The following is an 18,825-nucleotide window of genomic DNA, read 5'->3' as shown; positions in this document are numbered from 1 at the left end:
TGTCGAATCTGCTTGAAAATAATATAATGGCACGCAGATTTTGCAGATTTAAAAGGATGTTTTTAGCTGTCTTCTTTTTTGGCTAAGGAATTATACTATTTGAATTTTGCAAACTATCGATTGATATTTGCAATTGGAGAGCTTCACTTCTGAAGTAATTTTGTCCTATCAATTTAAAACAAAATATAAGATGGTAAATTCAAACAATAAAATAGCATTAGTTACAGGAGGAAGCCGCGGTTTAGGAAAAGATATGGCTTTGAATCTTGCTAAAAAAGGTCTTGATGTTGTATTAACTTATAACAGTAAAAAAGAAGAAGCGGATAGTGTAGTAACTGAGATCGAAAAATTGGGACAAAAAGCAGTAGTCATTCAATTGAATGTTGCTGAAGTAAACAGTTTTGAGTTATTTTTTCAAAAGGTTGAGACGGCTTTGAAAGACACATTCGGAACCGATAAAATCGACTTTTTGATTAACAATGCAGGTGTTGGTCTTCACGAAAGTTTTGCAACAACTACCACAGCTCAATTTGATGACTTGGTTAATATACAGTTCAAAGGACCATTTTTTCTAACGCAAAAAGCTTTGGAACTTATGAATGATGGTGGTGGAATTGTAAATATTTCATCGGGATTGACCCGCTTTTCATTTCCTGGATATGCTGCCTATGCCAGTATGAAAGGAGCGATGGAAACATTGACAAAATACCAAGCAAAAGAATTGGGAGCAAGAAAAATCAGAGTGAATATTGTGGCTCCGGGTGCTATTGAAACCGATTTTGGCGGTGGTGTGGTTCGTGATAACAAGCAGTTAAACCAGCAGATTGCTTCGCTGACGGCATTGGGAAGAGTAGGTTTACCTGATGATATTGGAGGTGTGGTTGCTTTTTTGTGTACTGATGATGCCAAATGGGTAAATGGACAACGTATTGAAGTTTCGGGGGGTGTGAATTTGTAAAAAAGATAAAGGATAAGGAGCTCAAAATTCTTTATCCTTTTTTAATTATGAAAATTAGTGACCCGAGGGAAAGGGAGCAAACGAAGCAAATAGGTATTGAATCTTTTACCGCGTTACTTCCTCAATCAAATAAAAAATGGATTTAAAATCAATGCCACTCATTTTTTCAAAACCAATTTCACAGGTTCTGCTGGTGGAATAACCTTCTTTGCAGTTAGTCGGAATTTGAGCTTTTAAATCGCGCAATCCGTGTTCGTTCAATTCGGGGATAAGAAAACCTCTGTCTCCGGCAAAACCGCAGCAATTGCTGTCGATAAGTGTAACTTTCTCGGCACAAAGTTTAGACAAGGTCACCAATTGTTCTGTTTTTCCAATTTTTTTGACGGAACAAACCGGGAAAACCGCTATCGTATCTTTTTTGTTTTTTACTACTAATTGTGGCATCACATAATCCAACATAAATTCGATAGGATCAACAATTTTTAAGGCTTTCGAAAATTCTTCTTTTGAATGGTAAAAACAAGGACTCATATCATACAAAACGGGATACTTACCATTTTCAGAAGCTTTCAGAAGGTCGTTTTCCAATGCCTCGGATTGTTCATGGTTGGCTTCGGCAAAACCTTTGCTCGAAAAAGGCATTCCACAACAATGGTTGTCCATGAACTCGGGATAAATTATTGTAAATCCGGCACGAACCAATAACTGATGTGTCAGTTCGGTCAATTGAAGATCATCAGAGTCTTGAAAATGATTTTTCCCCATGCTTCTGTTGATGCAGGAAGGGAAGTAAACGACTTTTAAATCAGCGGTTGTATTCATTTTAATTCTTATTTGTCAAATACCGGTTGCTTTTTTGCAACAGAATTTATTGTTTTTCAATGTTTACCGCAGATTCGCAGATTATTTTTTCTCAATGATTTATTCTTTTAATTTGAAATCTGCGAATCTTTGGTTAATTTTTCGTGTTAATTTTATCGGCTCCTTTTGGCATTTCGGGAATCCATTTCGGGATTTTCCCAAAAGTGATAAAATGGGATAGATTTGACAATGCCGTCATAACGGAGGTTCCGAGAATGGCGTGAAAAAAAGAAACAATTTTCAATCCAAATCTCAAAATCGATGTAGTTCCTGCCATGTGTGAGCCAATATATGCAGCCATTTTTTTATTGCCTGAATCCAGTTCTTTGGCACGCCAAGTTTTTACAAATTTTCCAGTGTCGATATGAACGGGACATGCCAAGGCACAAAGTCCATCGGTGGCGCAGGTTTCATCCAGTTGATAGGTCACATCTTTTCGGATGTCGGCCAAGCGTTGCGGATCATCTTTAGATTCTTCCAAACGACTAATTTCTCGTGCAATGACGATACGTTGTCGGGGAGATAAAGTCAATCCTTCGGATACGCAATGCGGTTCACAAAAACCACACTCCATACATTTGTCAACAATATCGTTGCATTCCGGAAGCGGTTTTAAATTTTTGAGATGTGCTTTGGGATCGGGATTGATTAATACATCGGGATTGATTTTATTGTTGGGATCAAAAATGTTTTTGATACGTTTCATGATTTCGTAGGCAGTAGATCCCCATTCTTTTTCCACAAAAGGCGCCATATTACGACCCGTTCCGTGTTCGGCTTTTAAGGAACCATTAAAACGATCAACAACCAAAACAGCCAATTCGGACATCAGTTTTTCGTAACGATCTACTTCGGCTTGGTTCGAAAAGTCCTGGGAAAACACAAAGTGCAGGTTTCCCTCTAAGGCATGGCCAAACAAAACGGCATCGTGGTATTCGTATTTTTTGAATAAATCTTTCAGTTCCAAACAGGCATCGGCCAGTTGTGGCAAAGGGAAAGCGACGTCTTCAATAATTACCGTTGTTCCATTTTTTCGCAGCCCTCCAACTGTTGGTAATAAACCTTTTCGGGCTTTCCAGTTAAAATAATATTGTTTGGGATCGCTCGTAAATTTATACTCTGTATAAGTTGGAATGGATTGAATTTGCAATCGAATTTGTTCTTGTTTTTGTTTTAAAACAACCAAATCATTGTCTCGACATTCTACCAATAAAGCACAAGCAGATTCGGGAAGAGTTTTGAAATAATCAGGCGCATCATCGTCATTCTCGACTGAGCGAATGGATTCTCTGTCCAATAATTCTACTGCTGCAACAGGACTTGATTTCAACAAAATAGTGGCATTACAGGCATCCTGAATCGTGTTGAAAAAAATCAATGAACAGGATTTGTATTTTTCGTCAATGACTGTTTTGAAAGTTACATTCGAAATAAAAGCTAAAGTTCCTTCAGATCCCACCATTAGATGTTTTATGATATCAATTGGCTCCTGATAATCGACCAAGGCATTGATACTATAACCAGTCGTATTTTTTATCTTAAATTTATTTTTGATTTGATTGTAAAGCGTTTCATTGCCTTTAATTTCATCTCTAAGACTTTCGATTTCTTGAATTAAAGCAGTTTGATTTTTCTTGAAAGCTGTAATGCTTTGCGCATCGGCGGTGTCCAAAATAGTTCCGTCATGCAATACAATTCGAATATCCGCTATGGTTTGATAGGAGTTTTGCGCTGTTCCGCAACACATTCCGCTGGCATTATTGGCTACTATACCACCAATCATACAGGCGCCGATCGAAGCTGGATCTGGTCCGATTTTTAAACCATGCGGTGCCAGAAAAATATTGGCTCTGGCACCAATGATTCCAGGTTCTAGTTTTATTTTTTGATTGTTGTCAAAAAGCTCCTGATTTTTCCAGCCGTGAGTTGCAACTACCAAAACGGAATCGGTAATGGCCTGGCCGGACAAACTGGTTCCGGCAGCACGAAATGTCAAAGCAATATCGAGTAATTTAGCCTGTTTTATAATTTCGATTACTTCGGTTTCGTTATGCGCCAGAATCACAATTTTTGGAATCAGTCTGTAAAAACTGGCATCGGTTCCATAAGCAAGGGTTTGCAAAGGATTGGTCAAAATACGTTTGGGATCAATAGAGACTGATAAAATGTCTTTTAACTTTTGATAAGAAGGAGCTAACATAGCATTTGTATTTTAAATATTTATTTTCCAAAGAAGTACACCATTAAACCGGCGACAATTATGTAAAATATGGCATAAGGTAGTGCTTTTTTCATAATTTCCCCTTCTTTTCCTTGTTGATTACAGGCTGAAGTGGCAATAGCAATACTTTGTGGAGAGATGATTTTTCCGCCTGTCGCTCCAACTGTATTTGCGGCAGCAAACCAGCTAGGTTCTCCTCCAATTTGTTGGGCAACATGGGCTTGAAGTTTACCAAATAGTATATTGGAAGAAGTGTCGCTACCAGTCAAAAAGGCACCTAGACAGCCAATTGCCGGCGCAAACAGCGGATAAAAAGTACCCGTTGCAGTGGCGATTGCGGTTCCCAACACTACAATCATACCGGATAAATCCATTATGGTGGAAAGTACAATTAGACTGGTTACTGTTATATATGTTTTCTTTAATTGAAGAAACGTTTTTCCAAGAACCCCTAATAGCTCTTTTAACTTTGCTCCCTGCAATAATCCGCCAATTACCGAACCTAAAAACAGCAGGACTCCACCATCTGTCAACCAAAATATCTTGATAGTTTTTACGGATCCATTTATGGTTAGCTCTATTGGAGTTGCTGCTATAGATTGCAGAAAAGTCCTAAAGTTGTTGAACAAAGGACTAGTGCCAATAATGAACAGCAAAATCAAGCCATAGACAGCCCAAGCGTTCATAATCTCTTTGGAACTTTTGCTTTCCAAGATAGTATTATCATCTTTTTTGGCGGTTAATTTTGCCCAAATAATGATTACAATAATCGAGGCTATACTTCCCAAAACGGCTGGAGTTTCTATCCCGATATAGATAACCGAATAGTATTGAACAGCAATCGAAACTGCTCCTACGACCAAACTTAAGGCAATATTTTTCGGTAATGATTTTATGCTGGGATCAGTTAGAAATACAATAATAAAAGGAATAATTATCATTAAGGGAGACAATAGGAACACGACTTCGCTCCCCAAACTTTGTAAATCGGTATGGCCTATTTCTATGGCAACGGCTTTTACGGGTATTCCAACAGCGCCAAAAGCGGTGGGAACACTATTGGACAATAGACTAACTAATGCAGAAAACAAAGGTTTGTATCCTAAACCAATCAGTATCGCTGCCGGTATGGCAACCGCCGTCCCAAAGCCGGCCATTCCTTCGAGCAATCCGCCAAAACCCCAAGTCAGCAATAGAACCTGAATGCTCTTATCTGTGGAAATGTTGGAAAATTGAAATTTTAAAACTTCCATTTTCTTGGTATAAACCAATACATTATAGCTGTAAATTGCCATTATGATGATTAAAATTATCGGAAAAATAGCTTTTAGTGTGCCGTAAACTATTGAGAGGCCAATAGAAGATGTTGAAAACTTAAACCCAAATGCTGCCAAAAGAATTGTGACTATCAAAGTATATAAAGCACTTTTGTCACCAGAAATTTTAAGAAAACCTAGTAAAATTATTAAAAGAAAAACAGGAGTTAAGGCAAGGAAAATAGCTAAATAATCCATAGGCGTAAATTTTAACGAAAAAATTAGTCTTATAAAATTAATGAAAAAAGAATCATATAATCAATTCATTTATAATATTTTACTTAAAAAGTATAAATAAAAAAAAGGCAAAACTATGAGTCTCGCCTTTGAACTATTTACCTAAATTAATTAAGATTTAGTTTTTCAAATCTTTAATCACTTTGAAAGCTACGTCTACTTCATTTTCACTAACCATAATCGTAAATTCATTAGAAGTTGAAATTACCTCGTTGATGATAATTCCCTCCCAAGCCAAACGTTGGAAAATGAAATAATAAATTCCAGGAACTACAATATTCTCTTTAGGTAATTTTACTGTTATTGAAGCTAAATTATCCAATTTCTGAATTAATTTTTCAGAAGCAAAATGTTTTTCAACCAAGTGATTGACACTATTGCTCACTACAATATTAGTTTCATTCACTCCTTTGGATGAGGTATAAAAAATATCTGGTAACGAATTGATGTCAGTAATCAAATCGGCTTGTTTGTTCAAAACGGTGTCTGAAACTGCAAATGTATAATCCGTCAAAGCAGAACGTACAGTGATTTCTCCAATGTTTTTTATTACTTTATTTATTTTGTGATTCAATCTAAAATCTAACTCTTCGGTCAATCGTTTCAGAGCCATTACCACTGCTCCTTGTTTTACTTCTTTACCAAATTCACTTTCCAATTCGGTCATAATATTTCGTGACAAAGAAGTTAAATTGATAATACCAAGTGACAATGCATTCAGCAAAAAGGGCTTTGTTTTGATGTAATTTTCAACGATTGAGGAAACTGTTTTCATAATGTATAGTGGTTTTTACGTAGTTAGTACTTAGTTTTCGGTTTTAAAACTGATGCAAATATACATAAAAAACAATTTGTTACAAATATAACATTGTTAAATTTCTTTAAAAATGAAAAAAAGCGTCTATAAGGTGTTCAATGGCAAAGGATTTACCTTCTTTGTAGATTGCGATGATATCGAAGCGGACATCAGTATCCAAATCTTTTTCGTTTACGTATGCATCTACGGCTTTTACCAAAAGTTGAATTTTTTTTGGTTTTACAAAATCTTGGGGTAAACCAAATTCGAGAGATGAACGTGTTTTTACTTCTACAATGGCAAGTGTATTTTCTATTTGAGCAATGATATCAATTTCGGCTTTCTGGAATGTCCAATTGGTGTCCAGAATAGTGTACCCATTTTTTTTAAGGTAATCTACCGCAAGATCTTCTCCGAGTTTTCCCAGTTCGTTGTGTGAAGCCATTCGGTTTTTGATTTTTGATTAACGATTTTTGATTATAGAAGTAGAAAAAAGAGAGAGTAAATGGAAAATAAGTTTTAATTCTCAGATTGGAGCGAAAATTTCGGCAGCAACAAATCTGCAATCTAAAATCGTTAATCTTCAATCAAAAATCATTTTTACTTTTGAAAAATCACAGTATTGCAATTCTCATTCACATCCATACTCACGATATTACCCATAATTAAGGCTCTGTTGTCGTGAACATGTCCTGCTGGGAAATTATAAAGAATCGGAATGTTATATTTTTGCGTTACATCTTGAACAATTTCATTTGCGTTTTTCCCCCAAGGAATATCATTGTCTTTCATCTTGGTCATCCCACCCACAATAATTCCTTTGATGCTTTCAAGACAGCCATTGCGTTTCAGGTTCATCATCATTCGGTCAATGTGATAAAGATATTCGTCAAGATCTTCTATAAACAAAATTTTATCGGTACAATCAATAGCCGATTTTGATCCCAACAAACTATATAAAATAGATAAATTTCCACCCACCAATTCACCGGTAGCTTTTCCAAAACGATTCATCGGGAACGGATCGATTTGATATGCCAAAGGATCACCAAACAATGCTGTTCTCAAAGATGAAATCGATTCGGGAGCTGTTCTTTCAACACTTACAGGCATTGTGCCATGTATCGATTTGTAGCCCATCGTATTGAGATGATTGTGCAAAACCGTAACATCACTAAAGCCCACAATCCATTTTGGGTGTTGTTTGAATTTGGTGAAATCCAATAAATCAATCATTCGAACCGTACCATATCCACCACGGGCACACCAAATTGCTTTGATATTTTGATTGTCCATCTGATGTTGAAAATCGGCGGCGCGTTGTTCATCGGTTCCTGCCAATTGATTAAGATCTAATCCGATGGTGCTTCCAACAACGACTTCCAAACCCCATGAATGCAATAAATCTATAGTAGGTTTTAGGTTGTCATCAACGTTTTTTCTGGCGGTTGCCACAATGGCAACGGTATCTCCTTTTTGTAAATAAGGTGGTGTGATCATAGTAGTTTGAGCTTGACTGTTTATAGATTGTAAAACAAAAATAAGCAATAGCAGTGGATACAAAGCACCTTGTTTTTGGATAAAAGAAAATGGATTGGTATACATGCGGAACTTTTTTTCGAAATGAATTGTTATATGGATTTTGTCTTAAAGCAAAGATATACATTTCTTAAAGACAATAAATAATTGTAATCAAATTACTATATTTACTAAACTAGAATCTATTTAAGAAAATAATGACTATCAAAAAAACCTGTTTCTACCTGATTTTATTTTTTTTAATTTCAAAAAGCAATGCGCAAACTAAAGCCTTTGTGATACATACAGTTGCTTTTTACAATTTTGAAAATTGCTTTGACACCATTAATGACCCAACGACTAATGACGAAGAATGGACATCAACAGGAACCCAACATTGGAACTCCAAAAAATACCATCAAAAACTAGAAAATCTGGCCCGGGTTTTATCTGAAATTGGTACAGGTGAAAATCCGAATTCCCCAACATTCATAGGCGGTGCCGAAATTGAGAATCAAGATGTTCTCGAAGATTTGATCAAACAGCCCAAATTGATTGACAAAGAATATGGAATTATCCATTTTGATTCACCTGACAAAAGAGGAATTGATGTTGCTTTGTTGTACCAAAAGAAACAATTCCAGCCCACGAGTTACATTAATATTCCATTGTATGTGTATAAAGGAGAACAGCCAGTTAAAGAAACTCCAAAAACAGATGCTGTGGAGAATTTAGAAACTGAGGATGTCATCCAAGTGAACACCAAAAATTATCGGGTTTATACCAGAGACCAATTGCTGGTAACCGGTTTTTTGAATGGGGAAGAAATTCATATTATTGTCAATCACTGGCCATCACGATCGGGCGGCGAAAAGAAAACAAGTCCGTATCGGGAAGCCGCGGGAGCTTTGAATAGAAAAATTATAGATTCCTTGCAGCGCATCAACCCGAATGCCAAAGTGATAACCATGGGAGATTTAAACGACAGTCCTTTTAATAATAGTGTGAAAAAAGGACTCGGTGCAAAAGGTAAATTGAAGGAAGTTGGTGAGTTTGGGATTTACAACCCATTCGAAGAAATGGCCAATAAAGGATTGGGAACGATTGCTTTTCGGGATTCTTGGGATATTTTTGACCAAGTGATGGTTTCTGGTTCGCTGTTGCAAAAGGATTACAGCTCCTTACAATATTGGAAAGCGGGAATTTACAACAAACCCTTTTTAATTCAAAAAAGTGGAAAATACAAAGGTTATCCATTACGGCATTCACTTACCGAAATTGGTTTTAGTGACCATTTTCCAGTTTATGTTTATCTGATAAAAGAAAAAAAGTAAAGCTCTAACCGCAAGGTGCGCAAAGGTTAATAGTTTGAATGTAAAGTTAAGTACGCAAAGCTTTGCGTACTTCGCGTAATTCTTTGCGAACTTTGCGGTTCAATTTCTCCTAACGCCTATAATTCAAAACGCTTTCCTTGTTCAGGGAATACCAGTTGTACTCCTAAATCATTCCCTTTTTGTAACTGCTCTTTAATTTTTACAATATTTTGACTTGGTGGTTTCAAATGGGTAATGATAATTTTGAAATTCTTAAGGCTTCCTTTTCCAGCTAATTCTTCTAGTTTATGAAGTTCTTTCACAAGATGATTTGGAGTCAAATGCCCAAACAATAAGTTGTCCGGTTGTTCATTTGGAAATGAAACTTCTATAAAAATCCCTTTTAATTGTTTATTTTTAATTAAAGGAGCAACAGCTTTCCATAATTCGCTTAAATCATTGCTTTTCTCAACTGAGTCCGGACCAGTATCGCCCAAATACAAAACAGCATTATTTCCGTTTTTGATTAAAAAAGCAGTACTTTCAAAAGGATTCACATGACTTAGCGGAAATGCTTTTACAGTCATTGTGGTATTCGTAATTTTGGTTTCTTCTCCAATAGTAAGAGTTTGGAAGTGATATTTTTTCAATTGAAAACCAGGTCCTTCATCACCAAAATTCACCCAAGTCTCTTCATTAAAATAATGCTTTTCCATTGACTCCATACATTTTTTTGTAGCATAAACAGTTTTGGAAGAATCAGCAGGAGAATTAATAATCAAACCCGAAACGTGATCCAAATGCGCATGGGAAATGCAATATCCTTTGATGTATTTCCTTAAAACTTCACTTGTTGAAACATTGAATACTTTATTCGAAATTGCTTTTTCAATCCCTGCGTTTATAGTTCCCGCATCGAGACAGATATAATCGTGAGTATTTATGGGAGCAACCAAATAGGCCGAAAGATTTTTTTCGTCAATACCGCCTTTTACGCCCAAAGGAACTACATCAAAAGCAGCTTTTTGTGCAAATAGTTGTGCTGATATCAAAAATACAACAATGAAGTATCGATTGAAAGAAGTCATGTTTAAGTGGTTTTTAAAATTTTTATTTCAGATTATAAAATTACTTCCTTCTTTTTTAATGGATGTGTTTTTTTGAAAAAATCGATAGGAACCCATTAAAATGCTATAATTTTACTATTGCATAATTTAAGGTTTGGATGTTTATAAAAAAGTCGATTTTATTCCAATTTTGATTTTAACATCCTGAGAGTATCAAAATTGACCTTAAAATAATATCTTTACGCAAAAATATAACAATTTTAACTAAAAAAGTTACAATGACAACAATAGCAGATCAATTTGGAATGAAAGAGGCATTAGCGCAATTGGGAGTTAAAGCCATAAACGAAGGAACTTCGACAGGGATTAATCATTTTTCAAACGGAGCAATCCTAGAAAGTTTTTCGCCAGTAGATGGTAAATTAATTGCTTCTGTAAAAATGAGCACACCAGCAGATTACGAAAAAGTAATGCAAACTGCTACCGAAGCTTTCAAAACATTTCGATTGATGCCAGCACCACAACGTGGAGAAATTGTGCGTCAGTTTGGAGAGAAATTGCGTGAAAATAAAGAAGCTTTAGGTAAATTGGTTTCTTATGAAATGGGGAAATCATTGCAAGAAGGATACGGTGAAGTTCAAGAGATGATTGACATCTGTGATTTTGCAGTAGGATTATCACGTCAATTGCACGGATTAACGATGCATTCTGAGCGTCCAGGACATAGAATGTATGAGCAATACCATTCTTTGGGACTTGTGGGAATCATTTCAGCTTTTAACTTTCCGGTAGCTGTTTGGGCTTGGAATACAGCACTGGCTTGGATTTGTGGTGATGTTTGCGTTTGGAAACCATCAGAGAAAACACCGTTGTGTGGAATCGCCTGTCAAAATATTATCGCTGAGGTAATCAGAGAAAATAACCTTCCAGAAGGAATTTCTTGTTTGATTAATGGAGATTATACAATAGGTCAATTAATGACTGCCGACAAACGTGTGCCTTTAATATCGGCTACGGGTTCTACTCGTATGGGTAAAATTGTGGCTCAAACTGTTGCAGGTCGTTTAGGAAGATCATTATTAGAATTAGGTGGAAACAATGCAATCATTGTAACGCCAGATGCCGATATCAAAATGACGGTTATTGGAGCTGTTTTTGGAGCAGTGGGAACTGCAGGACAAAGATGTACTTCTACTCGTCGTTTGATTATTCACGAAAGTATTTACGATAAAGTGAAAGATGCTGTTGTATCAGCTTACGGACAATTGCGAATTGGAAATCCATTGGACGAGAAAAATCACGTTGGACCGTTAATTGACAAACAAGCAGTTGAAATGTATAACCAAGCTTTAACTAAAGTTGTTGCCGAAGGCGGTAAAATCCTAGTTGAAGGCGGAGTACTTTCTGGAGAAGGATATGAAAGCGGTTGTTATGTAAAACCAGCTATTGCCGAAGCGCAAAATTCATTCGAAATTGTACAACACGAAACGTTTGCACCAGTTTTATATTTGATCAAATATTCAGGAACTGTAGAAAATGCGATTGATGTTCAAAATGGAGTAGCTCAGGGACTGTCATCTGCGATTATGACCAACAATTTGCGTGAAGCGGAACATTTCTTATCTGTTGTAGGATCTGATTGTGGAATTGCCAATGTTAATATTGGAACTTCTGGAGCAGAAATCGGTGGTGCTTTTGGAGGAGAAAAAGAAACTGGTGGAGGTAGAGAATCTGGTTCTGATGCCTGGAAAGTGTATATGCGTCGTCAAACAAATACAATCAATTATACGACCAGTTTGCCTTTGGCACAAGGAATAAAATTTGATTTGTAGGTAATTATAATTCATAAAAAAAGTGGCTTGTTTTGGTTAACAAGCCACTTTTTATTTGGAATTTAATCTAAATTAAACGAAGCTCCTAAACTAAAGGTAACCTGATTGTTTAAATGATCAAATACTTCTTTATCATTGCTGTATTTTGCAATTGGAAAGCCAAGTTCAGTAAAAACACCAAAACCTTCAGTAAAAAAGTAACGACCACCAAGATGACCCCCAAAATTGTGCAATCCTAAACTCAAACCTGGATAGATATCCAATTGTTCAACACCAATTACACTGCTTAAATTAGCATTAATTCTAAATTTTGCATCAAAACGATCTTGAAATTCTGGTTTTACGTTAACATAAGTGTTTTCGCCATAGATCCCTGAAAATTCATCTACTCCTAATAAATAAGTTGCTACAAATCCATAAGAGAAATTTTCACCAAGACCAAAATCAGCAGATGCCTGAATCCCGGAACCTCCGTCTTGAAAGTTTGCACCCACATTAAATTTAGCATCGCCTTTTCCCTTAAAAGCCTGTTGTGCATTTGTTAAACCAAAAGAAGCCAAAAACAAAAGTGTTATAATCTTTTTCATAATATAAAATAGGTAATAAATTTTTGGCAAATATAGTATTTAGATTTTATTCCTCCCTTTTTCAGTAGGATATAAACTAGGCAGGGGTTCGCTTTGCCAAAATTCTTTAGTGTCAACATCCATAATAGTCAGCGGGCCTTTGAAGGCGGCGCTGGTGTCAATGTTCCAGATATTCGCTTTTCGGACAGGAGTGGTTTTTCCGATACGCGAGACAGGGGTATGACCAATATAAATTTCTTTGTACAGCGTAAATCGTTTTGGATAGTATTGATGATCCGTTTTCATGTTTGGATCTAATGCCAATGCAGTCTCCCAAAGTGTTCGATCCCAATAAAACAATTTAGGAAAATACTCAAAATTAACGCCGTTCATATTGGTAAACCCCGCGTGAATAAACATCCGATTTTGTTCATCCAAGTAATAATCCTCTAATGACTCCAAGAATTTTATATGTTTGTTCTTAGTTTCTCCATTTACACTTTGGTAGGCCAAAACAGTAGCTTCTCCACCATGTTGATACCATTGTTCATTGTCTTTGCTGTCTTTTAGCCACTCTCTTAGTAATTCATCATGGTTGCCACGAATGCAGATAACATCATGGGTAGTTTTTAGTTCTATCAAAAAATCAATAACTTGTGGGGATTGACTCCATCCATCTACATAATCTCCCAGAAAAATGAGTTTGTCTTTTGGACTTACCTTAGCTCTTTCAAAAATTTGATGCAAAGCTCTTAAACCACCATGTATGTCACCAATAACTAATGTTCTCATTTATTCTCTATTTCTTCTTTTACAAAAATAAGAGAAAAGAAGTGTTGGTTCAACATTTTTTTTGAAAGAGATGATAGAAGTGCCCCAATTAAAATGGTTTTAAGTTTTTATTAAGAATAAAACCGTCGAATAGCTATTTATATCCGTTGAATTCCAAGTTGATGTCGGGTTGTGGTATCGTATTTTTAACTACTTTTGAGTTTCAAAAAAATCATTGTTTTTGGTGATTGTATGCTGTATTGAAACATTGTAATTTTACTTAAAATTTTTAAAATGAATGCACTTCTCACTTTATTGCTTTTAATGACCAATTTTATTTGTCAAATTATAATTGATGTGGTTGTTTGGGTAACAGGTTTGTTTAGCTAATTAAGGCTGATCAAATTGCAATAAGAAACTTCCTTATTGTACGTCATATTTCATTTTCCTTAAAATTCGTAATGCTTCTTTAAACGAAAGATAGACTTGTGTAAACGGTTTTAATAACGTTTTGGCATCAATCAATTTTTGTTTGGCATCTTCAAAACCATTGAGATAACAAATCATAAAAGTGGAAGGCAAATGATCCAAATCTTTTCTTTCCCGTTCCGATAATTTGATGTTTTTTTCAAGTTTATTCAAAAGAGCCACATTCGAATTATAAATATGGTACAACATTTTCTTATTATATTCGGGTGGTTCAAAAAGCATTTTTCTGTCAATTTTATAATACCCGTTATCATGAAAATGGATTTTTTGTTCCTCCAAAGGATAATAACTGGTTCTGTCATTCAAGCCCAAAGGAACATATTCAATAATCGTAAAACTATCGTCGTCATAGGTAATTTCAACTACATCTTGAGCCGAATAGAATAACTTGATTTGTTCGTTAATCAGTTCAATATCGACTCTTGAAAGAAAGGTTTTGTTTCTGGATTTTTTGGCAATTCCAGCCCAGCAAATGACAAACAACTCTTTGAAAACTTTATATTTTGGAGCCATGTCCTTATGGCGATAATTCATAAAATCAATTACACCATCAAGTGTGTATTCGATGCTGTTTCTTGAATTATTTTCGATACCAATTACTGTTTCAGTATTCTGAAAATTTTTCTCTACTTCACCTTCAATTGGCATTGTATTACTGCCCCGACGAATGAAAACACTATTGGCAGGAATCGTATGTATACCTTTTTTGAAAGAAGATATTTTGCTGTTGGGCTTAATGGTTACGAGTCCAATTACTTTGTCTTTTGGCAAATTAGGGAAAGGAACATTTTCGTATTGAATTTTGGGCGGATTTTCAAGAAAAGCGTTTACTAAATTCTGAATTCTGCTGTCATCAAAAAAATCGTCTCCCACAATTTGATTGTTCTCGTCTTCAACCCCAACAACTATATAGGAATTATTGGTTGGATTTGAATTGGATAATGCACAAATATGCTTCAAAAATTTGGCTTTTCCTTCTCTGGAATGCAAATTCAGTTGTCGTTTTTTATCATAAAAACTGGACTCATCATTGTGAGCCAATAGGTTTTTGATAAGAAGGCGCTTGTTTATCATTTGATTTTAGAATGAAGATTAACGATTTTTGATCTCAGATGTATTACAAGAAACCCTATGAATTTTTGAATTATATTTTTAAAAAAAATAATAGTTAAATACTCTCCTTATGGCAATGATATTAAGGTTTTTGATTTGAGTATCGAAATTTTAGAGAAAAAAAATATGTAAATTATCAATAAAATTGCCGATTTTAATTTACGTCTTACTAAATCTTAAATCAAAAATCATTTAACCTTAATACTGTCAGTTATGGAACAGGATTTCCAGTACTCGCTGTCCAAAGTGAAAACCAATCCTGTAGTTCCATTTCAATAGTGGTAGCCTGCATTAAACGGGCAAGTCTGTTTTTGTCGGAAGTGCCACAAACCGGTAAAATTCCAGCGGGATGTTTCAGTATCCAGGCCAATAAAATAATATCATTGGAGACATCATATTTGGAAGCCAATTCATTTGAAACTTTTTGAATACGTTGTGATTGCTCATCCTCTTTTCTAAAAACAGTTCCAAGAGGTGACCAGCACATGGGAGTGATTCGGTTGGTTTGCATGTGATCCAAACTTCCATTAATCATTGGTTCCAAATGCGTAACAGAAAACTCAATTTGGTTGTAGTTTATTTTGGTTTTTGTCTCAATCAAATCGCTTTGGCTTGGAGTAAAATTAGAGACACCAAAATCTAAAATTTTACCTTCAATTTTTAACTTTTCGACTGCTTCTGCAATTTCATCTGCCTGCATCAACGGACTTGGCCGATGCAATAGCAAAAGATCCAAATAATCAGTTTGTAAATTTTTTAAAGACTGCTCGGCGGAGGCTATAATGTAGTCTTTAGAATAAGCATAATGTTTGATGGTATTGTTTCTTTTTTCAGACATCATTTGAATACCGCATTTAGAAATCAACTGAATATCTTTACGGTCAATCTGGCTTTCGCCAAAGGCTTTTCCAAAGGCTTCTTCTGTAGTATAACCTCCATAAATATCGGCATGATCAAAGGTGGAAATACCACTTTCGAGACATGAATTCATTAGTTCTATCATTTGTGCAGTAGAGCAGTTTTTGCCCCAAACACCCCAAGTCATCGTGCCTGCAATTATTTTTGAAAATGGAATTTTACTCATGGTTTTATTTTGTTATTCCCCCCAGTGATTTTTGGGGTAAATCTATGAATTTGATGTTTATTTTTTTTAGTTCTTAAAAATAGGTAAATACTATCATAATTCGTCCTTAAAATTAGGGGATTGGTCGAAGTTTTAACCATTTTTTAACATCTTACTTCTAAAAAAAAATTCAATTTGCACCATCAAATAAAAGAGATAAAAATTTAAGGGAATAAATATAAAAAAATGGAAGAAAATACAACGACTTTAGACATTAGAGCAATCAATGAAAAAATCGAAAGAGAGAGTGCTTTTATAGACCTTCTCACTATGGAAATGAACAAAGTTATTGTGGGACAAAAACACATGGTCGAAAGATTGTTAATTGGACTGTTGGGCCAAGGACACATTTTGTTGGAAGGAGTTCCAGGATTGGCAAAAACATTAGCCATCAACACTCTTTCACAAGCCATTCACGGTTCTTTTAGCAGAATCCAGTTTACTCCCGATTTATTGCCTGCGGATGTTATTGGAACCATGATTTATAATATTAAGCAAAATGAATTTTCTATTAAAAAAGGACCAATTTTTGCTAATTTCGTTCTTGCCGATGAGATTAACCGTGCTCCTGCCAAAGTGCAATCGGCTTTATTGGAGGCGATGCAGGAAAAACAAGTGACCATTGGCGATACCACATTCAAATTAGACAGACCATTTTTAGTTTTGGCAACTCAAAACCCTATTGAGCAAGAAGGAACATACCAATTGCCAGAAGCGCAAGTCGATCGTTTTATGTTGAAAACAGTTATCGATTATCCAAAAATGGAAGACGAGCGTTTGGTTATTCGTCAAAACCTTAAAGGAAGTTATGAAAAAGTAAATCAAGTAGTATCTGTAGAACAAATTCTTCGTGCTCAAGAAGCGGTTCGTGAGGTTTACATGGATGAAAAAATCGAGAAATACATACTGGATATTATTTTTGCAACTCGTTATCCAGAGAAATATAAATTGGCTGATTTGAAACCTTTAATCAGTTTTGGAGCATCACCACGTGGAAGTATTAATCTTGCTACTGCCGCCAAATGTTACGCTTTTATCAAACGTCGTGGATATGTAATTCCTGAAGATGTTCGTGCCGTAGTTCATGATATTTTACGTCATAGAATCGGAGTTACCTATGAAGCCGAAGCCGAAAATATTACATCGGTTGACATTATCAATAAAATCATAAACGAAATCGAAGTACCTTAAAAATTTGTTTAATGTTTAATGTTTCAAGTTGTTTGGAAACGGACTTGAAACCTTAAACTTTTAAACTTTAAACAAATTAACAATGGATACAAAAGAGCTTTTAAAAAAAGTACGTAAAATAGAAATCAAGACCCGAAGGTTGAGCGATCATATCTTCTCGGGAGAATATCACACATCGTTCAAAGGACGCGGAATGACTTTCAGTGAGGTGCGTCAATATCAATTTGGCGACGATATACGTTCCATCGATTGGAATGTGACTGCTAGGTACAACGAAGCTCATGTCAAAGTTTTTGAGGAAGAAAGAGAATTGACCATGATGTTAATGGTCGATATTTCGGGTTCAGAAAGCTTTGGTTCCAAGAACCAGTTTAAAAAAGAGATTGTTACCGAAATTGCTGCAACAATGGCATTTTCGGCTACTCAGAATAATGATAAAATAGGATTGATTTTGTTTTCGGACCAAATTGAATTGTATATTCCACCCAAAAAAGGGCGTTCGCACGTGTTGCGTATCATTCGTGAATTGATAGAATTTGAACCTAAAAGTTACAAAACTGATATTGCACAAGCTTTGAAGTTTCTATCGGGAACTCAAAAAAAGAAAGCCATTGTATTTGTCATTTCCGATTTTATGTCGGGCGACTATGAGCAAACTTTGAAAATTGCCTCAAAAAAGCACGATATTACAGGTATTCGCGTGTATGACATTCGAGAAGAGAAAATGCCAAACTTAGGAATGGTGTCGATGATTGACGCAGAGACTGGTGAAACGCGATTGATTAATACAGGTTCAAAATCAGTGCGAACAAATTATGAGAAGCACTATCATGATAATGTGAATTATTTTAAAGAAACTTTCAGTAAGTCGGGTTCAGGTGTTGTAAACACGAGAGTGGATGAAAGTTATGTGACCAAATTATTAGGCTATTTTAAATCGAGGTAGGGATTTCAGATTGAAGATTAACGATTTTTGATTGCTGATTTTCTGGAATGAGATAAAGATTTTAGATCAACGATAGCTGATTTTTGATTTATTTGGATTTGAGGTTATTTTTTGCAAACTAATTATACAATAATGAATAAACAAGAACTTGAAAACAGATTAATAGATTTTGCGGCTACTATAATAATTTCGGCTAGTACGTTTAAAGGAAACTATGCTGGGAATCATTTAGGAGGACAAATTATTAGATCTGGAACTTCACCAGCATTAAATTACGGTGAAGCTCAAAGCGCTGAAAGCACAAAGGACTTTATTCATAAAATGGGTATTTGTTTAAAAGAATTGAGAGAAACTTTCGTATGTCTAAGAATAGTCGAAAAAGCAAATTTAACGTCAGATTTAAATAATTTAATGATAGTAAAAGCAGAAGTAAATGAGTTGATTTCTATTTTTGTAACAAGTATCAAAACTGCAAAAACAAATTTGAAATAATATACTTTTTGGATT

General features: G+C 35.3%; 17 protein-coding genes. 6 read left to right on the top strand and 11 right to left on the bottom strand.

Annotation, left to right across the window (positions count from 1 at the left end; translation table 11 throughout):
* Positions 1 to 190 precede the first annotated feature (190 nt).
* Complete coding sequence (locus tag HQN62_RS01740) at positions 191 to 958, top strand: SDR family NAD(P)-dependent oxidoreductase (protein ID WP_173503084.1); 768 nt, start codon at positions 191 to 193, stop codon at positions 956 to 958.
* 105 nt (positions 959 to 1,063) lie between these two features.
* Here the strand turns inward: HQN62_RS01740 and HQN62_RS01735 are convergent, their stop codons facing one another.
* From HQN62_RS01735 to HQN62_RS01710, 6 genes are all read right to left on the bottom strand, one after another.
* The gene (locus tag HQN62_RS01735) at positions 1,064 to 1,780 is read right to left on the bottom strand and encodes a heterodisulfide reductase-related iron-sulfur binding cluster (protein ID WP_173503083.1); all 717 of its coding nucleotides are present in this window, start codon (positions 1,778 to 1,780) and stop codon (positions 1,064 to 1,066) included.
* 133 nt (positions 1,781 to 1,913) lie between these two features.
* Entirely contained in the window at positions 1,914 to 4,019 is a 2,106-nt protein-coding gene (locus HQN62_RS01730; RefSeq protein WP_173503082.1) for an FAD-binding and (Fe-S)-binding domain-containing protein, read from the bottom strand.
* 20 nt (positions 4,020 to 4,039) lie between these two features.
* A complete protein-coding gene (locus HQN62_RS01725) occupies positions 4,040 to 5,554 on the bottom strand; it encodes an L-lactate permease (RefSeq protein WP_173503081.1) in 1,515 nt (504 codons plus the stop codon).
* Positions 5,555 to 5,711: 157 nt separating this feature from the next.
* A complete protein-coding gene (locus tag HQN62_RS01720) occupies positions 5,712 to 6,368 on the bottom strand; it encodes an aspartate kinase (protein WP_111408296.1) in 657 nt (218 codons plus the stop codon).
* 106 nt (positions 6,369 to 6,474) lie between these two features.
* Entirely contained in the window at positions 6,475 to 6,834 is a 360-nt protein-coding gene (locus HQN62_RS01715) for a YraN family protein (protein WP_173503080.1), read from the bottom strand.
* A 155-nt stretch (positions 6,835 to 6,989) separates the two neighbouring features.
* Entirely contained in the window at positions 6,990 to 7,994 is a 1,005-nt protein-coding gene (locus HQN62_RS01710) for a S66 peptidase family protein (RefSeq protein ID WP_173503079.1), read from the bottom strand.
* 131 nt (positions 7,995 to 8,125) lie between these two features.
* Here HQN62_RS01710 and HQN62_RS01705 point away from each other — a divergent pair, with 131 nt between their 5' ends.
* The gene (locus HQN62_RS01705) at positions 8,126 to 9,241 is read left to right on the top strand and encodes an endonuclease/exonuclease/phosphatase family protein (protein ID WP_173503078.1); all 1,116 of its coding nucleotides are present in this window, start codon (positions 8,126 to 8,128) and stop codon (positions 9,239 to 9,241) included.
* 116 nt (positions 9,242 to 9,357) lie between these two features.
* On the opposite strand, the gene HQN62_RS01700 is transcribed toward HQN62_RS01705, so the two are convergent.
* The gene (locus HQN62_RS01700) at positions 9,358 to 10,308 is read right to left on the bottom strand and encodes an MBL fold metallo-hydrolase (RefSeq protein ID WP_173503077.1); all 951 of its coding nucleotides are present in this window, start codon (positions 10,306 to 10,308) and stop codon (positions 9,358 to 9,360) included.
* 257 nt (positions 10,309 to 10,565) lie between these two features.
* Here HQN62_RS01700 and amaB point away from each other — a divergent pair, with 257 nt between their 5' ends.
* Complete coding sequence (gene amaB, locus HQN62_RS01695) at positions 10,566 to 12,119, top strand: L-piperidine-6-carboxylate dehydrogenase (RefSeq protein ID WP_173503076.1); 1,554 nt, start codon at positions 10,566 to 10,568, stop codon at positions 12,117 to 12,119.
* A 62-nt stretch (positions 12,120 to 12,181) separates the two neighbouring features.
* Here amaB and HQN62_RS01690 read toward each other — a convergent pair whose 3' ends face one another.
* From HQN62_RS01690 to HQN62_RS01675, 4 genes are all read right to left on the bottom strand, one after another.
* The gene (locus tag HQN62_RS01690) at positions 12,182 to 12,706 is read right to left on the bottom strand and encodes a DUF6646 family protein (RefSeq protein ID WP_116796695.1); all 525 of its coding nucleotides are present in this window, start codon (positions 12,704 to 12,706) and stop codon (positions 12,182 to 12,184) included.
* A 39-nt stretch (positions 12,707 to 12,745) separates the two neighbouring features.
* Complete coding sequence (locus HQN62_RS01685) at positions 12,746 to 13,477, bottom strand: metallophosphoesterase family protein (protein ID WP_173503075.1); 732 nt, start codon at positions 13,475 to 13,477, stop codon at positions 12,746 to 12,748.
* 402 nt (positions 13,478 to 13,879) lie between these two features.
* Positions 13,880 to 15,019 carry an ATP-binding protein gene (locus HQN62_RS01680; RefSeq protein WP_173503074.1) on the bottom strand — a complete coding sequence of 380 codons (1,140 nt, stop codon included), beginning with the start codon at positions 15,017 to 15,019 and terminating at the stop codon, positions 13,880 to 13,882.
* Positions 15,020 to 15,269: 250 nt separating this feature from the next.
* The gene (locus HQN62_RS01675; RefSeq protein ID WP_173503073.1) at positions 15,270 to 16,142 is read right to left on the bottom strand and encodes an aldo/keto reductase; all 873 of its coding nucleotides are present in this window, start codon (positions 16,140 to 16,142) and stop codon (positions 15,270 to 15,272) included.
* Positions 16,143 to 16,367: 225 nt separating this feature from the next.
* Between HQN62_RS01675 and HQN62_RS01670 the strand changes: the two genes are divergently transcribed.
* The 3 genes from HQN62_RS01670 (at position 16,368) to HQN62_RS01660 (ending at position 18,810) form a co-directional block, all read left to right on the top strand.
* Positions 16,368 to 17,372 (top strand): AAA family ATPase, encoded by a 1,005-nt coding sequence (locus HQN62_RS01670; RefSeq protein WP_116796699.1) that lies wholly within the window; start codon positions 16,368 to 16,370, stop codon positions 17,370 to 17,372.
* Positions 17,373 to 17,454: 82 nt separating this feature from the next.
* On the top strand, positions 17,455 to 18,318 hold the full coding sequence (locus tag HQN62_RS01665; protein WP_173503072.1) for a DUF58 domain-containing protein: 864 nt from the start codon (positions 17,455 to 17,457) through the stop codon (positions 18,316 to 18,318).
* A 132-nt stretch (positions 18,319 to 18,450) separates the two neighbouring features.
* The gene (locus tag HQN62_RS01660; RefSeq protein WP_173503071.1) at positions 18,451 to 18,810 is read left to right on the top strand and encodes a four helix bundle protein; all 360 of its coding nucleotides are present in this window, start codon (positions 18,451 to 18,453) and stop codon (positions 18,808 to 18,810) included.
* Positions 18,811 to 18,825 lie beyond the last annotated feature (15 nt).

This window comes from Flavobacterium sp. M31R6, from assembly GCF_013284035.1.
In the GTDB taxonomy this organism is placed as follows: Bacteria; Bacteroidota; Bacteroidia; order Flavobacteriales; family Flavobacteriaceae; genus Flavobacterium.
Note: the sequence above shows the minus strand (reverse complement) of the source record. Positions and strands in the feature narration are given on the sequence as shown.